The following is an 18667-nucleotide window of genomic DNA, read 5'->3' as shown; positions in this document are numbered from 1 at the left end:
GCGTTTTATTAGACAATCATTTCATTATGTTTAATGTTAATTGTTTCAATTTGAATTGTAGCATGTTCAATATGGAACTCTTGTTTTAACATATCAATAATATTTTGAAGTACTGCTTGATCATCCTGTTTTTTATCAATCATTACATGGACACTTAATGCGTCTAATCCAGATGTAATTGTCCAAATATGAAGATCATGTAAATCACGTACACCTTCTACTCCTTTAATCGCTTGCTTCACTTTCTCTAGTTCAATTGCAACGGGTGTACCCTCCATAAGTATATGAATGGAATGTTTTGTTACTCCCCACGCGCTCTTTAAAATTAATAAAGCAACAACTACTGAAATAATTGGATCTGCTATATACCATGAGAATAACGACATAAGTACCCCAGCTACTAATGCTCCCACTGACCCTAAAGCATCTCCAAGAACATGTAAATACGCGCTACGTAAATTTACATTATTTTTCACATCACCTTGTCTCATCAGTGCCCATGCACTAATTAAATTTGCTAGTAAACCAATTGATGCGATTAACATCATTGGACCACTTGAAACAGTTGGTGGTTCAAAAAACCGACCAATTGCTTCCCATACGATAAGCCCTGCTACGACAAATAACGTAATTCCATTAATTAATGCCGCCAAAATCTCAAAACGATAATATCCATACGTTTTTTTAGAAGTAACCGTTCTAGCTGCTAATCCAATAGCAATTAAACTTAATAATAATGAACTTGTATCGCTTAACATATGTCCTGAATCAGATAATAAGGCCAAACTATTTGTAACTAGTCCCCCGAAAAATTCAAGGAACATGATAGTTGCTGTAATCACTAAGGCTGTAATTAATCCTTTTCTGTTACCTTTCCTACTTTCCTCAAAATGATGATGGCCATGGGAATGCCCGTGAGCATGCCCATGATGTTGGTGACCGTGATGATGTCCCATATAAATGCCTCCTTTTAATTTTGTTTGTCTTTCATAATTCCACTATTAAATTTTTATTTTATTTACAAATGGCTCTTTTCTTATTTGAATCGAACTTGTTGGACAGCCGTCACTTGCCGCCAACATGGCTTGCAAGAAAATTTTTGGAATACCCATTATTCCTTGGTTGTTATCTAATACACCAAATGATTTTCCTCTTCCGTCTACCTGATATATATCAGGTGCTATAGAAATACATAGTCCACATGCCTCACAATTCTTTTTATTTACAACCGTATAATATAACACTATAAATCACCTCCGATATAAATATACAATACATAGGTAGGGTATATTTATACGTTTATTTTATACCAAACTTCCTTCTAAAGTTTCTATTTCTCTAGTTAAATAATAATAGCATATCGGTTTTAAATCGCTATCTAATTCATAAACCAATGGTGTTCCTGTTGAAATGTTCACATTTTCTATATCTTCATCTGAAATTTGATCTAAATGTTTTACTAAAGCACGTATTGTATTGCCGTGTGCTGCTATAATTACTTGTTTACCAGCTTTTACGTTAGGAGCTATCTCTTCATTCCAATAGGAAACAACTCGTTTTTCTGTATCTTCTAGATCTTCTGTAAGAGGGAACTCATAATCTTTTACATCTCTATATTTCGGATGTGCTGCTTCATATCTTTCGTCATCTTTTGTAAGTGCTGGTGGGCGTACATTTGTTGAACGTCTCCATAATGTTACTTGTTCATCGCCATATTTTCTCGCTGTTTCTTCCTTATTTAATCCTTGAAGCGCACCGTAATGTCGCTCATTTAATTTCCATGTTTTATGAACAGGTATCCACATCAAATCCATTTCTTCGAGAGTAATCCATAAAGTACGCATCGCTCTTCTCAAAACAGATGTATATGCGATATCAAACGAGAAACCATTAGCTTTCAGCATTATTCCAGCTTCTCTTGCTTCTTTCATACCTTTCATTGATAAATCAACATCCGTCCAACCTGTAAACCGATTTTCAACATTCCATTCACTTTGTCCATGTCTTATTAATACAAGTTTAACCATACTTATTATCTCCTCTCCTTTGAAAGTTGCATTTTCATAAAGAAGTATCTTTATGAAAATGCATTGTTACATATTTAGTTCTTTTTTGTTTATTTCACTACTATGACTAAACGCTAATTCAATTAATCCATTTACGTGAGAGTCATCTAATGAATAAAAAACAAGTTTCCCCTCTTTACGCTTTTTCGCCAATCCTATAGTTTGTAATAGTCTTAAGTGATGTGAAGCTGTTGCAATACTACTATGAATAATACTTGCGACATCACGTACGCAAAGTTCCTTTTCTATATACAACGCATAAGCAATTTTTAAACGTGTTTCATCTGCAAGTGCCTTAAACATCTTCGCTACACTACTTATATTCTCTTTCTCTAGCATATCACTTGCATGTTTTACTTTTTGCTCATCATGATAACAAAGTTCACAATACTCTTCACTCATATGTAACACCTCTTATTCAAATATATATTTGATTATTTATGTAGTATACCTTATAAACGAGAAACATTCAAATGTTTATTTGAATGTTTCTCGTTTATATTAAATTACTCGCTTTCTCACTAGCTTTTTAATTGATGGATACGTTGCTTTTAAACAATAATGAAAAAAAGGTAAGCAATCGCTCACCTTTTCCCTCTTCTATATGTGACTAACAAACCTCAATCCTTTACTTAAAGAAGTCGGCACAACAGATGCATGATTCTCTCCTTCTGCTTCATAAAACATAAATCTAAACTGATCGTGTTTTACTTGGAGAAGGCGCTCTGACAATTCATTTGCACCTACAACCATATGCTCTCGTTCAAGTGAACCAACTGTAAGAAATACTCTTGTTTTAAACTTTGCATTGTTTAATTCATTTATAAGATTTCCTTCTTTTTCAAGCACAGATTGGTTATTCCACCAAATAGATGGACTACTTATAAAATAATTTTGAAAGGCATTTACGTTTGTAAATAATATATGTAAAGCAAATAGACCACCTAGTGAATGCCCAAATAATGTTTGTTTTCCTTTATCAATTTCAAAATTCTTTTCAATTTGCGGCTTTAATTCTTCTTCAATAAAAGTAAAGAAATGATGTGCTCCTCCTGTTTTAGGCCAAGGTTTACCATCTGGTTTTAAAGCCGCATCTTTTGAAATTACGCTAGGCGTAAAATCATAACATCTTTCTTCACCTGAAAATGCCCCTTCGATTGGATAACCAATACCTACTATAATGGCTGGTGAAACATCTGTTTTTTCTGCTCTAACTGATTGTATTTTAACCGCTTCATGGAATGTTTGAAAAAAGGCATTACCATCTAATACGTAAATGACAGGATATCCTGAATCCGATGCTGGTTGCCTCGGCTTTGAAATATGAATTTGATATTCCTTACCTTCTATTTTTGAATACATGTTCCACTGTTCTGTATTAGATGTTATAATCTGCTGTTTTTCAATCGTAGTGTTCATCTTATATCCCCCCTTCTTAACTCGTTACATATATTTCTACTTTTTCTTCTTGAGATACAACGCTATCATAACCGAAACAAACAGGAGACCCATTATATGGATCAATCATGACACGTGCATCAATATGAAATACTTCTTTTAATACTTCATTTGTAATAATCTCTTCTGGACTACCAGTTGTAACAATTTCCCCTTCCTTCATTGCAATAATTTCATCTGAAAACCTTGCTGCATGGTTAATATCATGTAGTACCATAACGACCGTACAATTATGTTCTTTATTTAACTTCTCCACAATTTGTAATACATCTAATTGATGAGACATATCAAGATATGTAGTTGGTTCATCTAGTAGTAACACTTCTGTCTCTTGTGCTAAAGCCATTGCTAGCCATACCTTTTGTCGTTGACCACCTGATAAATTTGCAATTTGTCTCGTTCGAAATGCAGAAGTTTTCGTTATATCTAATGCCCAGTCAATCATCTCTTTATCTTTTGAAGTTAACTTATTTACATTATTTCGATGTGGATAACGTCCATAAGAAATTAATTCTTCTACTTTAAGCTCTCCTGGCGCAATTGGAGTTTGCGGGAGTAAAGCTAACTGCTTCGCAATTTCTTTCGTTGGAATTGTATGTAAATCCTGTCCTTGCAAATATACTTTACCACTCTTTTGCTTTAAAATTCTTCCCATTGTTTTTAACAGTGTCGATTTACCGCACCCGTTTGGTCCTATAATTGTCGTTACTTTTCCTTCTTGTATTTCCACATTTAAATCGCGAAACACTGTAAGCTTTTCATAACTTGTTTCTAAATTTTTCGCACTTAAAATACTCACTTTTATTCCTCCTCTTACGCTTTCGCCTTATAAAGTAAATATAAGAAATAAGGTACACCGACAATAGAAATAACGATTCCAACTGGTAACTCTACAGGTGTGAAAACTGTTTTTGCAATAAAGTCTGAAGCAATTACAAGAAACATTCCGATTACGCCGCACGTAGGAATGATATGCTTATGCTGAATACCGACAAGTCTTTTCGCTATATGCGGTGCCATTAATCCGATGAAACCAATACTTCCTGAAACTGCAACACATGCGCTTACAAGTCCGATACTACTTAGTAGTAAAATTGATTTCTCTCTTTCTACTGAAACACCTAAACTTGTAATACTCGTTTCTTCCAATTGAAATAAATCTAATAAATAAGCTTTCTTTTGTATAAGTGGAATTAGTATGATAAGCCATGGTAACATTGCAATAATATACTTCCAGTTTGCACTATATATACTGCCTGACACCCAAACTGCAGCCATCTCGAAATCAGTTGACTTCATTTTGAGTGATAGGTACATAGAAAATGCTCCAAATCCTGATCCAATTGCAATCCCTGTTAATAAAAGACGCTGCGAATCTAACTTACCGTTTTTCCAAGAAAACAGATAAATGATGATAGCTGCACCTAATCCGCCGACTAAACCAAACATTGGCATCATCATAATAGAAACCCAGTCTGTGCTCTTTAATTGTCCTTGAAAGAAAAACATAAAGATGACGATCGCTGTTCCTGCTCCCGCATTTACTCCTAAAATACCTGGGTCTGCCAGTCCGTTTCTCGTAATTCCTTGAATTACAGCACCCGCAACGCCTAGGCCTAATCCTACTAGCCCAGCAATTACGATGCGCGGAAGACGAAACTCATAAATAACTAAATCATGGTCTGGTACTGGATCTATTCTAAGGAGTGTTTTACATACATCTGTAATCGTAATGTCAAACGTACCATTCGTTAAACTAATATAAATAGCACATAGTATTAAAAATATAATAATCCCCATCGTCATTCCAAAACGTTGACTTGAACTTTTAAGCATGTCTCTCTCCTCCTCTTGTACGGATTAAATAAAGGAAGAAAGGAATTCCAATTAAGGAGGTAACGACTCCAATCGGTGTTTCAAATGGATAGTTTACAAATCTACTTAAAACATCACATAACGCTAGAAAAACGCCACCAATAACGCCTGCACATGGCAAAATCCACTTATAATCTACCCCAATTATAAAGCGAGTAATATGCGGAATAATTAAACCTACAAAACCAACTTTCCCCACTAAAGCAACTGCCGTTCCTGTTAAAAAGATAACTGATAAAATTGCCATCGCTTTAACTAGTTTTGTACGTTGCCCTAAATTAATAGAAACTTCTTCGCCTAAAGAGAGAATCGTAATAGATTTTGATATTAACAGTGCTAAAATTATTCCAATTATCCCAAACGGTATCGTAATTTTAATGATATTAGGGTCTACTTGGTCTAATTTTGCATTAAACCAAAAACTAACATTTTGAGAAATTTGGAAGTATGAAGCCATTGCAGCAGACACACTGCTTAAAAATGTTCCAATAACTGTCCCAATAATCGCTAACCGAACTGGCGATAAACCATTTTGAAGGAGCGAACCAAAACCAAATACGATACCGGCTCCTAATGCAGAACCAATCATTGAACATACAACCATACCAATCGATGACATTCCCGGAAGAAAAATCATACAAAGTGTAATAACAAAAGCTGCCCCATCCGTCACACCCATAATAGAAGGGGATGCAAGATAGTTTCTTGTCATCCCCTGCATAAGTGCTCCTGATATGGCTAGAAATGCTCCAACTAAAAGAGCTGCAACTACCCTTGGTAAACGTGAAGTAATAATAATATTATGATTTACATCACTTGAATCAAAATGAAATAACGCGTTCCACACCGTTTCAGCATCAATACTTTTCGCCCCATACAAAATAGAAAGTATAACTGTAAATAAGATGAGTATGGGTGCTATACATAATATAGTTACTGGTACTGCATTTGTTTTCTGCATATCATTCAACGCACCTTACTTATTGTATTATTTAGATAAATTTTTCACTGCTTCTTTTAAGAACGCTGTTTTACTCCAAGCAGTACCACCTTGTGCCATTGGATCAACAACGTTTACAAATACTTTCTTTTCTTTCGCAGCATTCATACTTTGCCAAATTGGATTACTTTCAATTTCTTCTAGTACTTTCGGGTTTTTATTTTCAGTTGTTTCATATTGTAAGAAAATATAATCTGGGTTTAGTTCAGCAAGTTTTTCAAATGAAATTTTCTCTTGTGCTTTTACAGTTTTCAATTGTTCTGGAACAGTTAATCCAAGATCTTTATAAATTACAGGGTTAAAGTATACTCCTTCTGGGTATAGGAATAATTCGTTTGCTCTTAGTCTGATTACAAGGACTTTTTTGTCTTTTAACTTATCTCCTAGTTTTGCTTTTGCTTTTTCAGCGTCCGCATTGTAATCTTTAATAATTTTTTCTGCTTTATCTTTTTTACCAGTTAATTCTCCCATTAACTTTAAGTTATCCTCCCAATTTGTTGAAACATGTGATACTGGGAATGTAGGAGCTACTTTCGTAAACTTTTCAGCTGTTTCTGCTGGGAATTTCGTACTAGATGTAATAACGTCTGGTTTTAATTGAAGTAATGTTTCGAAATTTGGTTGCATTTTCTCACCAACAGATTTCGCACCTTCTAAATCTTTCTCCAGATACTTTGGTAATTTGCCACCAACCGTAATCGCACCAACTGGTTTAATTCCAAGTACTGCTGCATCTTCCATTGACTCTAAACTAGCTGTTGCAATTTTATCTACTTTTGCTGGCACTGTATATTCTTTACCTAAATATGTATTTTTTCGTTTTTCGTCTTTTTTCGTCTCACTAGCCTTTGTCTGTTGAGTTTTTTCTCCTGAAGTTTTATCCGCACTATTACATGCTGCTAGTCCTACACTTAAAACTGTTACCATACCTAATGTAAATAACTTCTTCTTCATCTTTAAATAGCTCCTCTCGAATTTCCAAACTATATTCTCAATAAAATTTAACTATATGAAACTTGTCCTACATATATATTTTATTAGATTAATAATTCTATCCAGAACTCATTCTCGTTCACTTCCCCTAAGCTATAATTCTTTTATACCTCACCCGTTGATAATCTTTTTCATTGATAATGATTATCGTTACTAAGTATATATTTAATATGCAATTATTTCAAGAAAGATTTGAAAAATTTTAACAAACTGAATTAAAAAAGAAGTATCCGCCTAATGTTAGGTAGATACTTCTTTTTTTAGAAATTTATATGTAATTCAACTGGGCAATGGTCTGATCCCATTACTTCACTATTAATTTTCGCCGCTGTTATTTGGTCTTTCATTCTCTCGGAAACAACAAAATAATCTAAACGCCATCCAATATTTTTTGCTCTCGCTCCCATTCGATACGACCACCACGAATATGCGCCTTCCTGATTAGGATATAGATAACGATACGTATCAATAAATCCTTCTTCTAAAATACATGTAAACTTCTCTCGTTCCTCATCAGAGAATCCAGGGTTTTTACGATTACTTTTCGGATTTTTCAAATCAATTTCTTTATGAGCAACGTTTAAGTCTCCGCAAAAAATAACTGGTTTTTTCTCATCTAATCGTTTAATATACACCCGGAAATCATCTTCCCATTTCATTCTGTAATCTAATCGTTCTAATCCTCGTTTTGAATTTGGTGTATATAACGTAATGATGTAAAAATCTTCGAACTCTAAAGTAATAACTCGTCCTTCTTGATCATGCTCTTCAATGCCTAAACCATAAGTAACTGAAAGCGGTTCTTTTTTCGAAAAAATAGCCGTCCCTGAATATCCTTTTTTCACAGCATAATTCCAGTATGTATAATATCCCTCTACATTTAAATCAATTTGCCCCTCTTGTAATTTAATCTCTTGTAAACAAAATATATCAGCATTTGATTCCTCTAGATATTCTAAAAATCCACCTTTTGCGATAACTGCACGTAAACCATTTACATTCCACGAAATGAACTTCACTTATAGTCCTCCTCTTGATGTTTCTTTCCAAATTTCATGCTATCACAAAATAGAAAAACAATCATATTTTCACCTTTGTAATCTTGCTCTTACATTTATGAATACATACATACACACTTTATTCAGGTTATACTAATTTCAGAGGTGATGTTCTTTGCACAATGAAAGAGTTACGTTAACAAATGAGCATTGGCAAGCAATTATTCATAATGATTCTTCCTATGATAGCAAATTCTTTTATGCCGTGAAATCAACCGGGGTTTTTTGCCGACCGTCATGCAAATCAAGAATACCGAATAAAAACAATGTACGAATTTTTCATCATGCAGAGCAAGCATTAAGTGAAAACTTTCGCCCGTGCAAACGTTGTAAACCAAATGGGCTCACTTTACCTAATGAAGAGTGGGTAGAACAAATTAAAGAGTATATCGAAAAACACTTTGATGAATTATTAACTCTAGACATACTTGCGGAAATGTGCCATGGTAGCCCCTTTCATTTACAACGCACTTTCAAAAAAATGATAGGAATAAGTCCGATAGAATATATACAGCAGTTCAGAATTGTTAAAGCAGCAGAACACCTTTTACACACAAATCAACCCATTAAAGAAATTAGTACTGCCGTCGGGATAGAAAACCCAGAATATTTCGCAACTTTATTTAAAAAGAAAACTGGATTTACCCCTACTGAATATCGAAAAAAGAATGAAATGAAAGAGGGATACAATAATGAATTCTTACAAAAATAATTATATATATTGGACGCTACTTACACATGCAAATTGGAAGTTTCATATTGCTGCAACTGAAACTGGACTATGTTTCATTGGATCACAAAACGAAACCTTTGAAGAAGTAAATATATGGGCTAGAAAAAAATTGCCTCAACATATATTGATCCATAGTCCAGATTACTTACAAGTATATACAAAAGAAATTATCGAGTATTTAGAAAACAAGAGAGAAACCTTTACATCCCCTATCGATGCTTACGGAACTGCATTTCAATTATCTGTTTGGAATACGGTACGTGAAATTCCTTATGGAAAAACATATTCTTATACAGAAATTGCAGATAGAATTCAAAAACCTACAGCGGTACGTGCCGTTGCGTCTGCTATTGCTGCCAACCCAATTCTCATTACGATTCCTTGCCACCGTGTTATTGGAAAGAATGGTAAACTAACTGGTTTTAGAGGGGGATTAGAAATGAAGAAAGAATTGCTTGCATTAGAAAAATTACAGGTGGAATTCATATGACAGCCGAATATAGTAACGCATTAACTTTAACAGTTCCAACAGAATTTAGTTTTCAAGAAAATTTACGCTATCTATCCCGTTCTAACAATGAATGTATGTTCCACATTGAAGATAACAAAATTTATAAAGTTATCCCTGTTCACGATGTAAATCCTTTAGTTGAAATTAGTATGAATGCGGATGATACTATTCAAATACGTTTTTTAGGAGAAGCCTATATCTCTGCAAAACCGATACACGATGCTGTAGCTAACTATGTAACTGAATGGTTTGATTTAACTACTGATTTAGCTCCCTTTTATACATTAGCTAAACATGATGTACTCCTTCAAAGACCAATTGAACAATATTATGGCCTTCGTACTTTAGGTATTCCAGACTTATTTGAGGCACTTTCCTGGGGAATTATCGGGCAACAAATTAACCTCACATATGCTTATACACTAAAAAGAAGATTAGTCGAGACATTTGGAAGTTATGTAGAATGGAACGATAGAAAGCATTGGATATTCCCTTCTCCTGAAACAATTGCCAATTTACACGTAGAGGATCTCAAAAACTTAAAAATGACCACTAGTAAGTGTGAATATTTAATCGGTATTGCAAAGCTTATTACAGAAGGAAAACTATCAAAAGAATCTTTACTACAAACACAAGATGTAAAGATTGCTGAAAAACAATTAACTGCTATACATGGTATAGGTCCGTGGACTGCTCACTATGTTTTAATGCGCTGTTTACGATTCCCTTCCGCTTTTCCAATTGACGATGTTGGTTTGCACAATGCAATTAAATATATAACAGGTTCTAAAAGTAAACCGACTAAACAGGAAATAAAAGATTTTGCGGCAAATTGGATCAACTGGGAGTCTTACGCAACTTTTTATTTGTGGCGAGTATTATACTAAAAAACCAAGTAGCGTTTTTGCACTACTTGGTTCTTTTTTAAGCTTGTTCTTCAAATCGTCTTGCAATTTCTATAATAACTTGAACAGCTTTTTCCATAACATCTACCGAAACATACTCAAATTTACCGTGATAGTTTTCACCACCTGTGAAAATGTTTGGGGTTGGTAATCCCATATACGATAATTGTGATCCATCTGTTCCACCGCGAATCGGATGAATATTTGGTTCGATATTTAAACTTTTCATTGCCTCATATGCAATATCAACAATTTCTCTCACTGGTTCAATCTTTTCAAGCATGTTATAGTATTGATCATTCATTTCTAAAACGACTGCATCTCGTCCATACTTCTCTTGCATTTGCTTCACAATATTTTCAACGTTATGTTTACGCGCTTCAAAATTTTCACGATCAAAATCTCGAATAATATAATACGCTTTACTTTGCTCAACATCACCATTTAAAGAAAGTAAATGATAGAATCCTTCATAACCCTCTGTATATTCTGGTGCCTCTTCTACTGGTAAATAGCTATTAAACTCCATAGCAAGTTTAGTTGCGTTACGCATTTTATTTTTCGCTGTTCCAGGATGTGTATTCGTTCCGTTAAACGTTAACTTAGCACCTGCAGCATTAAAGCTTTCATACTCTAAACCACCTAATGGACCTCCATCCATCGTATAAGCAAATGAAGCGCCAAACGCTTCTACATCAAAATGCGCTGGGCCGCGGCCAATTTCTTCATCCGGCGTAAACGCAACTCTAATTTTCCCATGTTTAATTTGCGGATTATGTATTAAATAATTCATTGCAACCATAATTTCTGTAAGACCGGCTTTATCATCTGCTCCAAGAAGTGTCGTACCATCAGTTGTAATAATCGTATGGCCTTTATAAGATGGTAACTCTGGGAATTGTTCTGGTGTTAACACAACATTTAGCTCTTCATTTAACGTAATTGCGTTCCCGTCAAAGTTTTCATGAATTTGTGGTTTTACATTTTTCCCTGTAAAATCTGTTGCTGTATCTAAATGTGCTAAAAAACCGATTACAGGAACATCCTTATCCGTATTAGCTGGAAGTGTTGCCATTACATACCCGTTATCATCCATTGTTACTTCTGTTAACCCAATTTCTTTTAGCTCTTCCACTAATAACTTACCAAATTCAATTTGTCCAGGTGTTGTTGGCACTGTATGACTTTCTTCATTTGATTGCGTATCAATTTTTACATATCTCGTAAATCTTTCAATAAGTTCTTGTTTCAAACTCGTTCACTCCCTTTTATATTTCTTTCTCTATTATAATCCTTGAGACGAAATATTTTAACTTTTTTGACTGTAAAGATCTATATTCCATCCACATTTTTAATGATTTACAATAAATTTGAAAAGATATAATATTTGTATATTTAAACTTTAACATGTAACATACATAATTATAAATATGGGAGGTATGAAAGATGAAGCTAGCCCTCTTTCGCTATTTTCTTTTTTTCTTAGGGTTAATTTTCTTTGGGCTTGGAAATGCTCTTGCAGTCAAAGTAAAATTTCTCGGTTTACATCCTTGGGAAGTTTTAAATATGGCTCTCTACCAAAGGTTTGGATGGACGATTGGTACGTGGAGTGTCATATGTGGGTTATGTCTCGTTCTCATTTCTTTACTAGTAGATCGAAAATATATAAATGTGGGAACATTTTTAAATGCACTACTTATCGGTCCCATTATGGACTTTTTCTTACAATCAAATATTCTTCCAAACGCTAGTGATTATTTATGGATAAACTTACTCATTTTATTTTCTGGTATTGCCATTACAGGTATCGGTGGAGGTATGTATGTTGCGGCTGGAATTGGTGCTGGACCTCGTGATGGATTCATGCTTACTATTTCCGACAAAACAGGTCTATCTATTAGCCGTGCTCGAATCATTGTAGAATGCATTGTACTAGTTATTGGATTTATGCTCGGTGGTCCTGTTTTTATCGTAACTTTTCTATACACTTTTATTCAAAGTCCCATCTTTCAGCAATCATTTAAGGTGTTTCAAACACTTTTACATACTTTACAAAACAAAGATAAAGTTAGTGAGCATATTTAAATTACAACTTAATACAAATCAAACACCCTATTTACGATTCTCACCGCAAATAAGGTGTTTCTTTTTCATCTCACAATTTAAGAATATATGCTACTCATTCACAATAAAAGTATATACATCGTCATAAATACAGCCATTTACTTTAATCACATACTTCCCTGGTTTACTAAAACGAATTGTGTATTTGTTTAGCTGAATTGCTTCTTTATCTCCAGAAAGAACATCAATGCTTCTGCCACTTAATACATATAATTCATTTAGGTTCATCGATACATCAATTGCATTGAAATTCTCCTCTTTCACTTGTTGTAATTCCGCAGCGCTTACACTTGGTTCTAAAAACAGTAGTCCACTTAATCCAATCGTCCCCGCTAAAGCAACTCCCGCAAACTTTTTAATTTGTTTCATTACAATGACCTCCTTATAGATTTTGCGTAAAGGTGATGTCCTCCCTTACACCACAAAGCCTATATGTAATGAAATAAAAAGTAAACGAGGACAGTAAGACAAAATTCTACATCTTTTTCTCCTATTGAATATAAATCCAACGTTTGGAGTTTTGTCACATTTAAAATTGTTTACTTAAACCAACTTTCAATTATATTATTCAGAAACCGAATAATTACTTATTGATTTAACATTCTAAAAATAGTTGATAAAAATACTTTCTATTGAAATAAAAAAGATTTTGCTATAAAAGTAACTTTTACAACAAAATCCATACAACCAACTTTATTCCGCTTTCCATACTCTCTCTACATTCATTGATTGTTCTTCATTAAATTCCATCTTATATATATCTGGTTTTGACGTATTCATTAAAAATTCGAAACCATATTGCTTATCAAAATAATTCATCATGAGTGTCATGACAAGTCCATGTGTACCAATTACAATTTTTTGTCCTTGAAAATCCATTAAGATTTCTTTTAATACTTTCACTACTCTTCTCTGGCAATCCGTATATGACTCTCCTTCCGTTCGTGCAAAGTCCGGATTAGAGAACATCTTCTTTACAAGTGGATACACTTCTTTATCTGATATAACTTGATCGCCACTGGAAAACATACATTCTTTAAGATTTTCATATATTATTATTTCTTTTTCATAGAAATCGGCTGTTTTTTCTATCGTTAATACAGCTCTCTTATATGGACTTGAAATGAAAGTATCGATTCCCTCTGTTTTTAATATATTTGTTACTCTATGAGCGTCTAAACTTCCCTTTTCGGTTAAACCACGTGTTCTTTCACCCTCTTCTAATTTTGGTGATTCGCCGTGCCTAACCATATAAATATATGTATTCATACTTCCTCCTTGAAAATATTCATTTGTTTTTTATAAACTTTACTGATTTGTTCGTCTAATCCATTCTCCTACTAAACTCTCAAATAATTCAGGCTGTTCAATTTGCAAATTATGCCCTGCCATATCTAACACCGCTAATGTCGCTCTTGGGTAATCATCAATAATTTCTATAATATCTTGATAACCTACCGATATATCTTGTCTTCCGGCTAATAACAGAACAGGTTTCTCATATTTCTTACGGTGAAAATCTATAGTAAGAGAGTAATTTTTTTGCAACCTTTCAATAAACTCATAATTAGCAACATTTAACCCCGGCTTAATTTCCTCTTGAAATCGCTTATATGTATATTCATTTGCTATTACTGCTAACTCGCTAAATTCTTCTCTTTCGGTAGAAGTTAACGTATTTAAAAACTCCTTATCTTGTACAATTATCTGTTTATCCGGTAAACGTCTTTCTTTTTGCATCGCAACAATCACAGGACATATTAATAATAGTCCATTGACTCTCTCAAACATTTTTGAAAGTATCCCTCTAGCTAAATATCCGCCGAAAGACTCTCCTACTAGTAAAAAATCTTTCTTTGGAATGATTTCTTCAATAAACATAGTTAACACTTCTAATATATGATCTGAACTATTTATCCAATCTGGAGCGTTCGACTTTCCCATTCCAGGTAAATCAATATATATTCGCTTATAACCATCATCTTTTTGAAATACTGATTCCATACATTTCATCATTAACCTATGATCGGGCGCACAGCCATGTATGATAATGACTGGTTTTCCTTCTCCAACGATTTCATAGTATATTTCTGCATCTTTAATTCGAAATAACATAAAAAGTCCTCCCTATTTATACATTTCTTTTGAATAGAAACACTAGCAAACTTATAAGAATACATGTTCTCAATGTACATCCCTCTTTAATTAATTGTCAAATATGAATTTTCAGTTTACAAAAACCAAAAAGCTTCCTCCTATTCTTATTACATAGAAGGAAGCTAATTTAATTTTACCCTATCATAATTTGAAACCTTGTTCTTCTATTTTCATCAACACAATTCTCCAACCATCTGGGTCCTCAATCGTTATCCCCTTATCTTTCCAATATGGATTTTCTGGTTCCACCTCATCGTATCCCAATGCATGCAGCCTTTTACTCACCTTCTTCATTTCACTATCTTCACTCATATAAAATACAAGTAAATTATCTTTTGTCGGAGCTGGACAAGGACTCCCATCAATATGTTTTGTAAATTCTAAATGATACTCTTCATCTGGGAGCCCAAACATGACCCCATCATAACCTTCATGATCGTAAAATTCACCTATACGTTTTAAGCCTAATCCTTTTTCATAGAATGCTATAACCTCTTCAAACTTATTCGTCGGACGTGCGATTCGAAACTTCACCAAATTTTTCATGATTTTCCTCCCATACTAAAAATTTCATACATGATTACGTATTATTGTACATACGTAACACATTTTTGAAATCACTCATTAGTATAAGAATAAATACATACAAAGGCCTTACTTAAAATAACCTCTATCAGTCAAAAATTAAAATTCAAAAAAGCCTTTATCATTTTATATGCAATTTTGCATCTCTACTTTCAAATCACTAAAAAACCTTTACAATTCAAAAGATGACTAAATATACAATTTCTATTTAAAATCTTTATGCAGTATATACTATCAAATGCAATATTTTTCATTTTTTAGAGCAATTTTACTTTTCAAAACTTCCTTATAAACATGATTTTTATAAGGAAATCTGATACAATTCTTAAATAATATTATTATGTATAGATATTACGAATATAGTGCATAATTAAAGAAGGTGATTTTATTGAAATTAAATAAAAATTTACAACTATGTATATTAATTGGAACATTAATGTGTTATTCAATCTATTTTATGTTTTTCTATCTATTCCCCACTCATTTTTCAAATTCGGATGTACACTTCGCTTCACTTATTGTTGAAGCCATTACATTTGTATCACTCATTTATTCTATATATTCTAAAAAAGTTAGTTCAAATCCGTTTTGGATATGTATCACGATAGCAATTGGTAGTTTTTTATTAGGAAAAATAGTATATACATATCAAGATAGCTTCTTCAAAATTCCAATACATCGTTTTACTATTTCTGATGTGTTTTATATGCTTTTTCTACTCTTCTGTCTTATCGCTTTCTGCTATAAAATCCTAAAAGAATGCGATAAATGGGAAAAAGCATTCTTTATTTGTGATATATGCATAGTACTTACTTCCATATTCACATTAGAGTGGTATTTATTTAATCAACCAAATTTAAATATATTCTCTCTTTCACTAGGAGATGTTTTTCTTTCATTTCTATATCCAATTGCAGATTTATTATTCCTTCTACTAGGTGTTAGTCTCTTTTTCCGTCCAACAATTTTTAATTCTAAACGGAAAATTTATATCTTTATTTTTGTATTAATAAGTTCTGCAACTTTTAACTATATTTATTTTTACTTAAATAACCATTTATCAACTGAAGCGATAACATTATTACGTCTTTTATATAGAATACCTATATTACTTATTGCAATAGCTGGATCTATTTCAGAAGATCGTAATAGTCATAAAAATTATTTCATTGTAAACCCTATAATAGGAAAAAAGGCTTTAGTTGTATTTCCCTATCTTGCTGTTGCAATACTAATCGGGTTTACATTAAAGGAACAAACATCATCTTCCACTCTCATTACGGGAAATTGTATTACTTTTATTTTCGTACTCATTCGTCATTCTATTGTACGTATGCAAAACAATTCCCTAACTAAACGTTTACAGGCATTTAATGCTCAACTAGAAGAAAAGGTTACTTTACGGACTTCAGATTTAGTTCATAAATCTGAGGCTCTATCTCAAAAGCAACAAAAATTCAAATCATTATATGAATATCATCCTGACCCTATTTTTACAATTGATTTAAATGGCGTATTCTTAAATGTAAATAAAGCTGGAAGTATACTACTCGGTGCACCAACGGATGAGTTACTTGGTGAAACTTGTTTTTCGATTATTTTAGATGAAGACAAATATAAACTAGCATCTGCATTAGAAAAAGTGAAACAACAAGAATCAGCATCCTTACAACTTAGTTCTCAATATAAAGATGGATTTACTTATTCTTTATACGTTACCATCGTCCCTATTATGATAGACGGGCAAATTTCAGGAAGCTATATTATGATGAAAGATATTACTGCGCTAAAAAAACAGCAAGAAGAAATAAAATATTTAGCATTCCATGATACTGTAACGAAAATTGGGAACCGTGCCTTTTTCCATAAGAAATTAAAAAGAATTATAAAAAATGCTAAAACGACAGAAAGCGAGTTTGCATTATTATATTTGGACTTAGATCGCTTTAAAGCAATTAACGATACACTTGGACATTCGGCAGGAGATCACATATTAGAAGAAGTAGCGAAGCGATTCCAATCATGTCTTCCATCACATACTCATCTATCAAGAATCGGTGGCGATGAATTTACAATCTTAATTGAAAACTATACTGACGAAGATTCCTTATTCGAGTTATGCAACCAGTTATTTGAATGCATGGAAAAATCGTTTGTCATATATGAACATACATTAACTTTATCACTAAGTATCGGCATCGCTATTTATCCACATTCAGGAATCGATACCGCTACACTTCTGAAAAACGCTAATGTTGCAATGTATGATGCGAAAGCAAAAGAACTTAATTCTGTCTCTATTTATGATGATGTAATTGCAAAAAAAATTGAAAGACGATTGCGATTAGAAAAAGATTTACCAAATGCAATTCAAAATGAAGAATTGTTCCTTTTATATCAACCTCAAGTTGATAGCAAGTCTAACAAAATTATCGGTGCTGAAGCTTTAATTAGGTGGAATCATCCTGAATTAGGTGTTATTTCTCCATACGAGTTTATTCCGATTGCAGAAGAAACGCTACAAATCATTCCAATAGGAAAATGGACACTACAACAAGCTTGTGAGCAAATGAAACGTTGGCACACAAGCGGATATTCACATTTGAAAATAGGTGTAAATTTATCTGCTAAAGAATTTGAACAAGAAGATTTTGTAAAGTCTATTTCTGCTACATTAACAAATACAGGTTTACCAGCAAGTTCTCTTGATCTTGAATTAACAGAACGAATTGCAATGATGGATGAGCGAGAAACATTAATAAAACTGCGTACACTAAAGAGTTTAGGCGTTCACATTTCAATTGACGACTTTGGTACTGGTTATTCTTCGCTAGCCTATTTACCTTTATATCCAATCGATACGTTAAAAATCCCGAGAGAATTTATTACAATGTCTGAAACATGTGATGATGGAATGGAAATTATTAAAACGATCATCACATTAGCAAATACATTAGGAATGTCAGTTATCGCTGAAGGTGTAGAAACGAAAGAACACGTGAGTTTCCTTCAAAAAAATAATTGTCAATTGATTCAAGGCTACTACTACAGCAAACCTATTCATGCTGATTCATTTTCTACTCTTCTCAAAAAAGGTGTTCGTTATAACCATTAGCGCAAATACATACAAGACATAGGAAGAAGAGCCCGTCTCCTCTTTCTTTTTTTGTGCTTTGCAACTTTTCATTTCCTTCACATATCA

General features: G+C 33.2%; 20 protein-coding genes. 5 read left to right on the top strand and 15 right to left on the bottom strand.

Annotation, left to right across the window (positions count from 1 at the left end; genetic code table 11):
* Window positions 1-8: 8 nt before the first annotated feature.
* The 10 genes from QCI73_RS09060 to QCI73_RS09015 all read right to left on the bottom strand — a co-directional run bounded on the left by QCI73_RS09060 (window position 9) and on the right by QCI73_RS09015 (window position 8411).
* Window positions 9-956: a cation diffusion facilitator family transporter gene (locus tag QCI73_RS09060; protein ID WP_353822782.1), complete on the bottom strand. Its 948-nt coding sequence runs from the start codon at window positions 954-956 to the stop codon at window positions 9-11.
* A 45-nt stretch (window positions 957-1001) separates the two neighbouring features.
* Window positions 1002-1244, bottom strand: coding sequence for a ferredoxin (locus QCI73_RS09055; protein WP_098946749.1), 243 nt, complete (start codon window positions 1242-1244; stop codon window positions 1002-1004).
* Between the two features lie 60 nt (window positions 1245-1304).
* Window positions 1305-2027 (bottom strand): 2,3-diphosphoglycerate-dependent phosphoglycerate mutase, encoded by a 723-nt coding sequence (gene gpmA / locus QCI73_RS09050; protein WP_353822781.1) that lies wholly within the window; start codon window positions 2025-2027, stop codon window positions 1305-1307.
* 66 nt (window positions 2028-2093) lie between these two features.
* On the bottom strand, window positions 2094-2468 hold the full coding sequence (locus QCI73_RS09045) for an ArsR/SmtB family transcription factor (RefSeq protein ID WP_353822780.1): 375 nt from the start codon (window positions 2466-2468) through the stop codon (window positions 2094-2096).
* 198 nt (window positions 2469-2666) lie between these two features.
* On the bottom strand, window positions 2667-3485 hold the full coding sequence (locus QCI73_RS09040; RefSeq protein ID WP_353822779.1) for an alpha/beta hydrolase: 819 nt from the start codon (window positions 3483-3485) through the stop codon (window positions 2667-2669).
* Window positions 3486-3501: 16 nt separating this feature from the next.
* Window positions 3502-4323 carry an ABC transporter ATP-binding protein gene (locus tag QCI73_RS09035; RefSeq protein ID WP_098777269.1) on the bottom strand — a complete coding sequence of 274 codons (822 nt, stop codon included), beginning with the start codon at window positions 4321-4323 and terminating at the stop codon, window positions 3502-3504.
* Window positions 4324-4337: 14 nt separating this feature from the next.
* Window positions 4338-5360 carry a FecCD family ABC transporter permease gene (locus QCI73_RS09030; RefSeq protein ID WP_070806722.1) on the bottom strand — a complete coding sequence of 341 codons (1023 nt, stop codon included), beginning with the start codon at window positions 5358-5360 and terminating at the stop codon, window positions 4338-4340.
* On the bottom strand, window positions 5353-6360 hold the full coding sequence (locus tag QCI73_RS09025) for a FecCD family ABC transporter permease (RefSeq protein ID WP_001173058.1): 1008 nt from the start codon (window positions 6358-6360) through the stop codon (window positions 5353-5355). Before QCI73_RS09025 ends, QCI73_RS09030 begins: the two co-directional genes overlap by 8 nt.
* A gap of 27 nt (window positions 6361-6387) precedes the next feature.
* Window positions 6388-7353 carry an iron-hydroxamate ABC transporter substrate-binding protein gene (locus tag QCI73_RS09020; protein ID WP_353822778.1) on the bottom strand — a complete coding sequence of 322 codons (966 nt, stop codon included), beginning with the start codon at window positions 7351-7353 and terminating at the stop codon, window positions 6388-6390.
* A 299-nt stretch (window positions 7354-7652) separates the two neighbouring features.
* Window positions 7653-8411: an exodeoxyribonuclease III gene (locus tag QCI73_RS09015; RefSeq protein ID WP_327922631.1), complete on the bottom strand. Its 759-nt coding sequence runs from the start codon at window positions 8409-8411 to the stop codon at window positions 7653-7655.
* Window positions 8412-8565: 154 nt separating this feature from the next.
* On the opposite strand from QCI73_RS09015, the gene adaA reads away from it, so the two are divergent.
* Genes adaA through alkA form a run of 3 tightly spaced genes read left to right on the top strand, consistent with a single transcriptional unit; the run spans window position 8566 to window position 10581 of the window.
* Window positions 8566-9162, top strand: coding sequence for a bifunctional transcriptional activator/DNA repair enzyme AdaA (gene adaA, locus QCI73_RS09010; RefSeq protein ID WP_138321281.1), 597 nt, complete (start codon window positions 8566-8568; stop codon window positions 9160-9162).
* Complete coding sequence (locus tag QCI73_RS09005) at window positions 9143-9673, top strand: methylated-DNA--protein-cysteine S-methyltransferase (RefSeq protein ID WP_070806725.1); 531 nt, start codon at window positions 9143-9145, stop codon at window positions 9671-9673. Before adaA ends, QCI73_RS09005 begins: the two co-directional genes overlap by 20 nt.
* On the top strand, window positions 9670-10581 hold the full coding sequence (alkA, locus tag QCI73_RS09000; RefSeq protein WP_327922630.1) for a DNA-3-methyladenine glycosidase II: 912 nt from the start codon (window positions 9670-9672) through the stop codon (window positions 10579-10581). The genes QCI73_RS09005 and alkA overlap by 4 nt, the downstream gene beginning before the upstream one ends.
* A gap of 37 nt (window positions 10582-10618) precedes the next feature.
* Here alkA and pepT read toward each other — a convergent pair whose 3' ends face one another.
* The gene (pepT, locus tag QCI73_RS08995) at window positions 10619-11851 is read right to left on the bottom strand and encodes a peptidase T (protein ID WP_070806727.1); all 1233 of its coding nucleotides are present in this window, start codon (window positions 11849-11851) and stop codon (window positions 10619-10621) included.
* A gap of 194 nt (window positions 11852-12045) precedes the next feature.
* On the opposite strand from pepT, the gene QCI73_RS08990 reads away from it, so the two are divergent.
* On the top strand, window positions 12046-12684 hold the full coding sequence (locus QCI73_RS08990; RefSeq protein ID WP_000761595.1) for a YczE/YyaS/YitT family protein: 639 nt from the start codon (window positions 12046-12048) through the stop codon (window positions 12682-12684).
* A gap of 90 nt (window positions 12685-12774) precedes the next feature.
* On the opposite strand, the gene QCI73_RS08985 is transcribed toward QCI73_RS08990, so the two are convergent.
* The 4 genes from QCI73_RS08985 to QCI73_RS08970 all read right to left on the bottom strand — a co-directional run bounded on the left by QCI73_RS08985 (window position 12775) and on the right by QCI73_RS08970 (window position 15426).
* Window positions 12775-13092, bottom strand: a complete 318-nt coding sequence (locus QCI73_RS08985) for a hypothetical protein (RefSeq protein ID WP_353822777.1) — start codon at window positions 13090-13092, stop codon at window positions 12775-12777.
* Window positions 13093-13416: 324 nt separating this feature from the next.
* Window positions 13417-13992 (bottom strand): histidine phosphatase family protein, encoded by a 576-nt coding sequence (locus QCI73_RS08980; protein WP_353822776.1) that lies wholly within the window; start codon window positions 13990-13992, stop codon window positions 13417-13419.
* A 39-nt stretch (window positions 13993-14031) separates the two neighbouring features.
* A complete protein-coding gene (locus tag QCI73_RS08975) occupies window positions 14032-14838 on the bottom strand; it encodes an alpha/beta fold hydrolase (protein ID WP_353822775.1) in 807 nt (268 codons plus the stop codon).
* A 183-nt stretch (window positions 14839-15021) separates the two neighbouring features.
* Entirely contained in the window at window positions 15022-15426 is a 405-nt protein-coding gene (locus QCI73_RS08970) for a VOC family protein (RefSeq protein WP_353822774.1), read from the bottom strand.
* A gap of 427 nt (window positions 15427-15853) precedes the next feature.
* Between QCI73_RS08970 and QCI73_RS08965 the strand changes: the two genes are divergently transcribed.
* The gene (locus QCI73_RS08965; protein ID WP_353822773.1) at window positions 15854-18580 is read left to right on the top strand and encodes a putative bifunctional diguanylate cyclase/phosphodiesterase; all 2727 of its coding nucleotides are present in this window, start codon (window positions 15854-15856) and stop codon (window positions 18578-18580) included.
* Window positions 18581-18667: the final 87 nt, after the last annotated feature.

It is taken from the genome of Bacillus cereus group sp. MG16 (assembly GCF_040459875.1).
GTDB lineage: Bacteria > Bacillota > Bacilli > Bacillales > Bacillaceae_G > Bacillus_A > Bacillus_A paranthracis.
The sequence above is the reverse complement of the archived record's forward strand: the minus strand, read 5'-3'. Positions and strand labels throughout refer to the sequence as shown.

Coding starts and splice junctions, on each gene's coding strand:
- alkA (WP_327922630.1), top strand. CDS start 9,670: ATGACAGCCGAATATAGTAACGCATTAACTTTAACAGTTCCAACAGAA.
- QCI73_RS08990 (WP_000761595.1), top strand. CDS start 12,046: ATGAAGCTAGCCCTCTTTCGCTATTTTCTTTTTTTCTTAGGGTTAATT.
- QCI73_RS09005 (WP_070806725.1), top strand. CDS start 9,143: ATGAATTCTTACAAAAATAATTATATATATTGGACGCTACTTACACAT.
- QCI73_RS09025 (WP_001173058.1), bottom strand. CDS start 6,360: ATGCAGAAAACAAATGCAGTACCAGTAACTATATTATGTATAGCACCC.
- QCI73_RS08970 (WP_353822774.1), bottom strand. CDS start 15,426: ATGAAAAATTTGGTGAAGTTTCGAATCGCACGTCCGACGAATAAGTTT.
- QCI73_RS08975 (WP_353822775.1), bottom strand. CDS start 14,838: ATGTTATTTCGAATTAAAGATGCAGAAATATACTATGAAATCGTTGGA.
- QCI73_RS09040 (WP_353822779.1), bottom strand. CDS start 3,485: ATGAACACTACGATTGAAAAACAGCAGATTATAACATCTAATACAGAA.
- QCI73_RS08985 (WP_353822777.1), bottom strand. CDS start 13,092: ATGAAACAAATTAAAAAGTTTGCGGGAGTTGCTTTAGCGGGGACGATT.
- QCI73_RS09045 (WP_353822780.1), bottom strand. CDS start 2,468: ATGAGTGAAGAGTATTGTGAACTTTGTTATCATGATGAGCAAAAAGTA.
- gpmA (WP_353822781.1), bottom strand. CDS start 2,027: ATGGTTAAACTTGTATTAATAAGACATGGACAAAGTGAATGGAATGTT.
- QCI73_RS08980 (WP_353822776.1), bottom strand. CDS start 13,992: ATGAATACATATATTTATATGGTTAGGCACGGCGAATCACCAAAATTA.
- QCI73_RS09030 (WP_070806722.1), bottom strand. CDS start 5,360: ATGCTTAAAAGTTCAAGTCAACGTTTTGGAATGACGATGGGGATTATT.
- QCI73_RS09060 (WP_353822782.1), bottom strand. CDS start 956: ATGGGACATCATCACGGTCACCAACATCATGGGCATGCTCACGGGCAT.
- QCI73_RS09020 (WP_353822778.1), bottom strand. CDS start 7,353: ATGAAGAAGAAGTTATTTACATTAGGTATGGTAACAGTTTTAAGTGTA.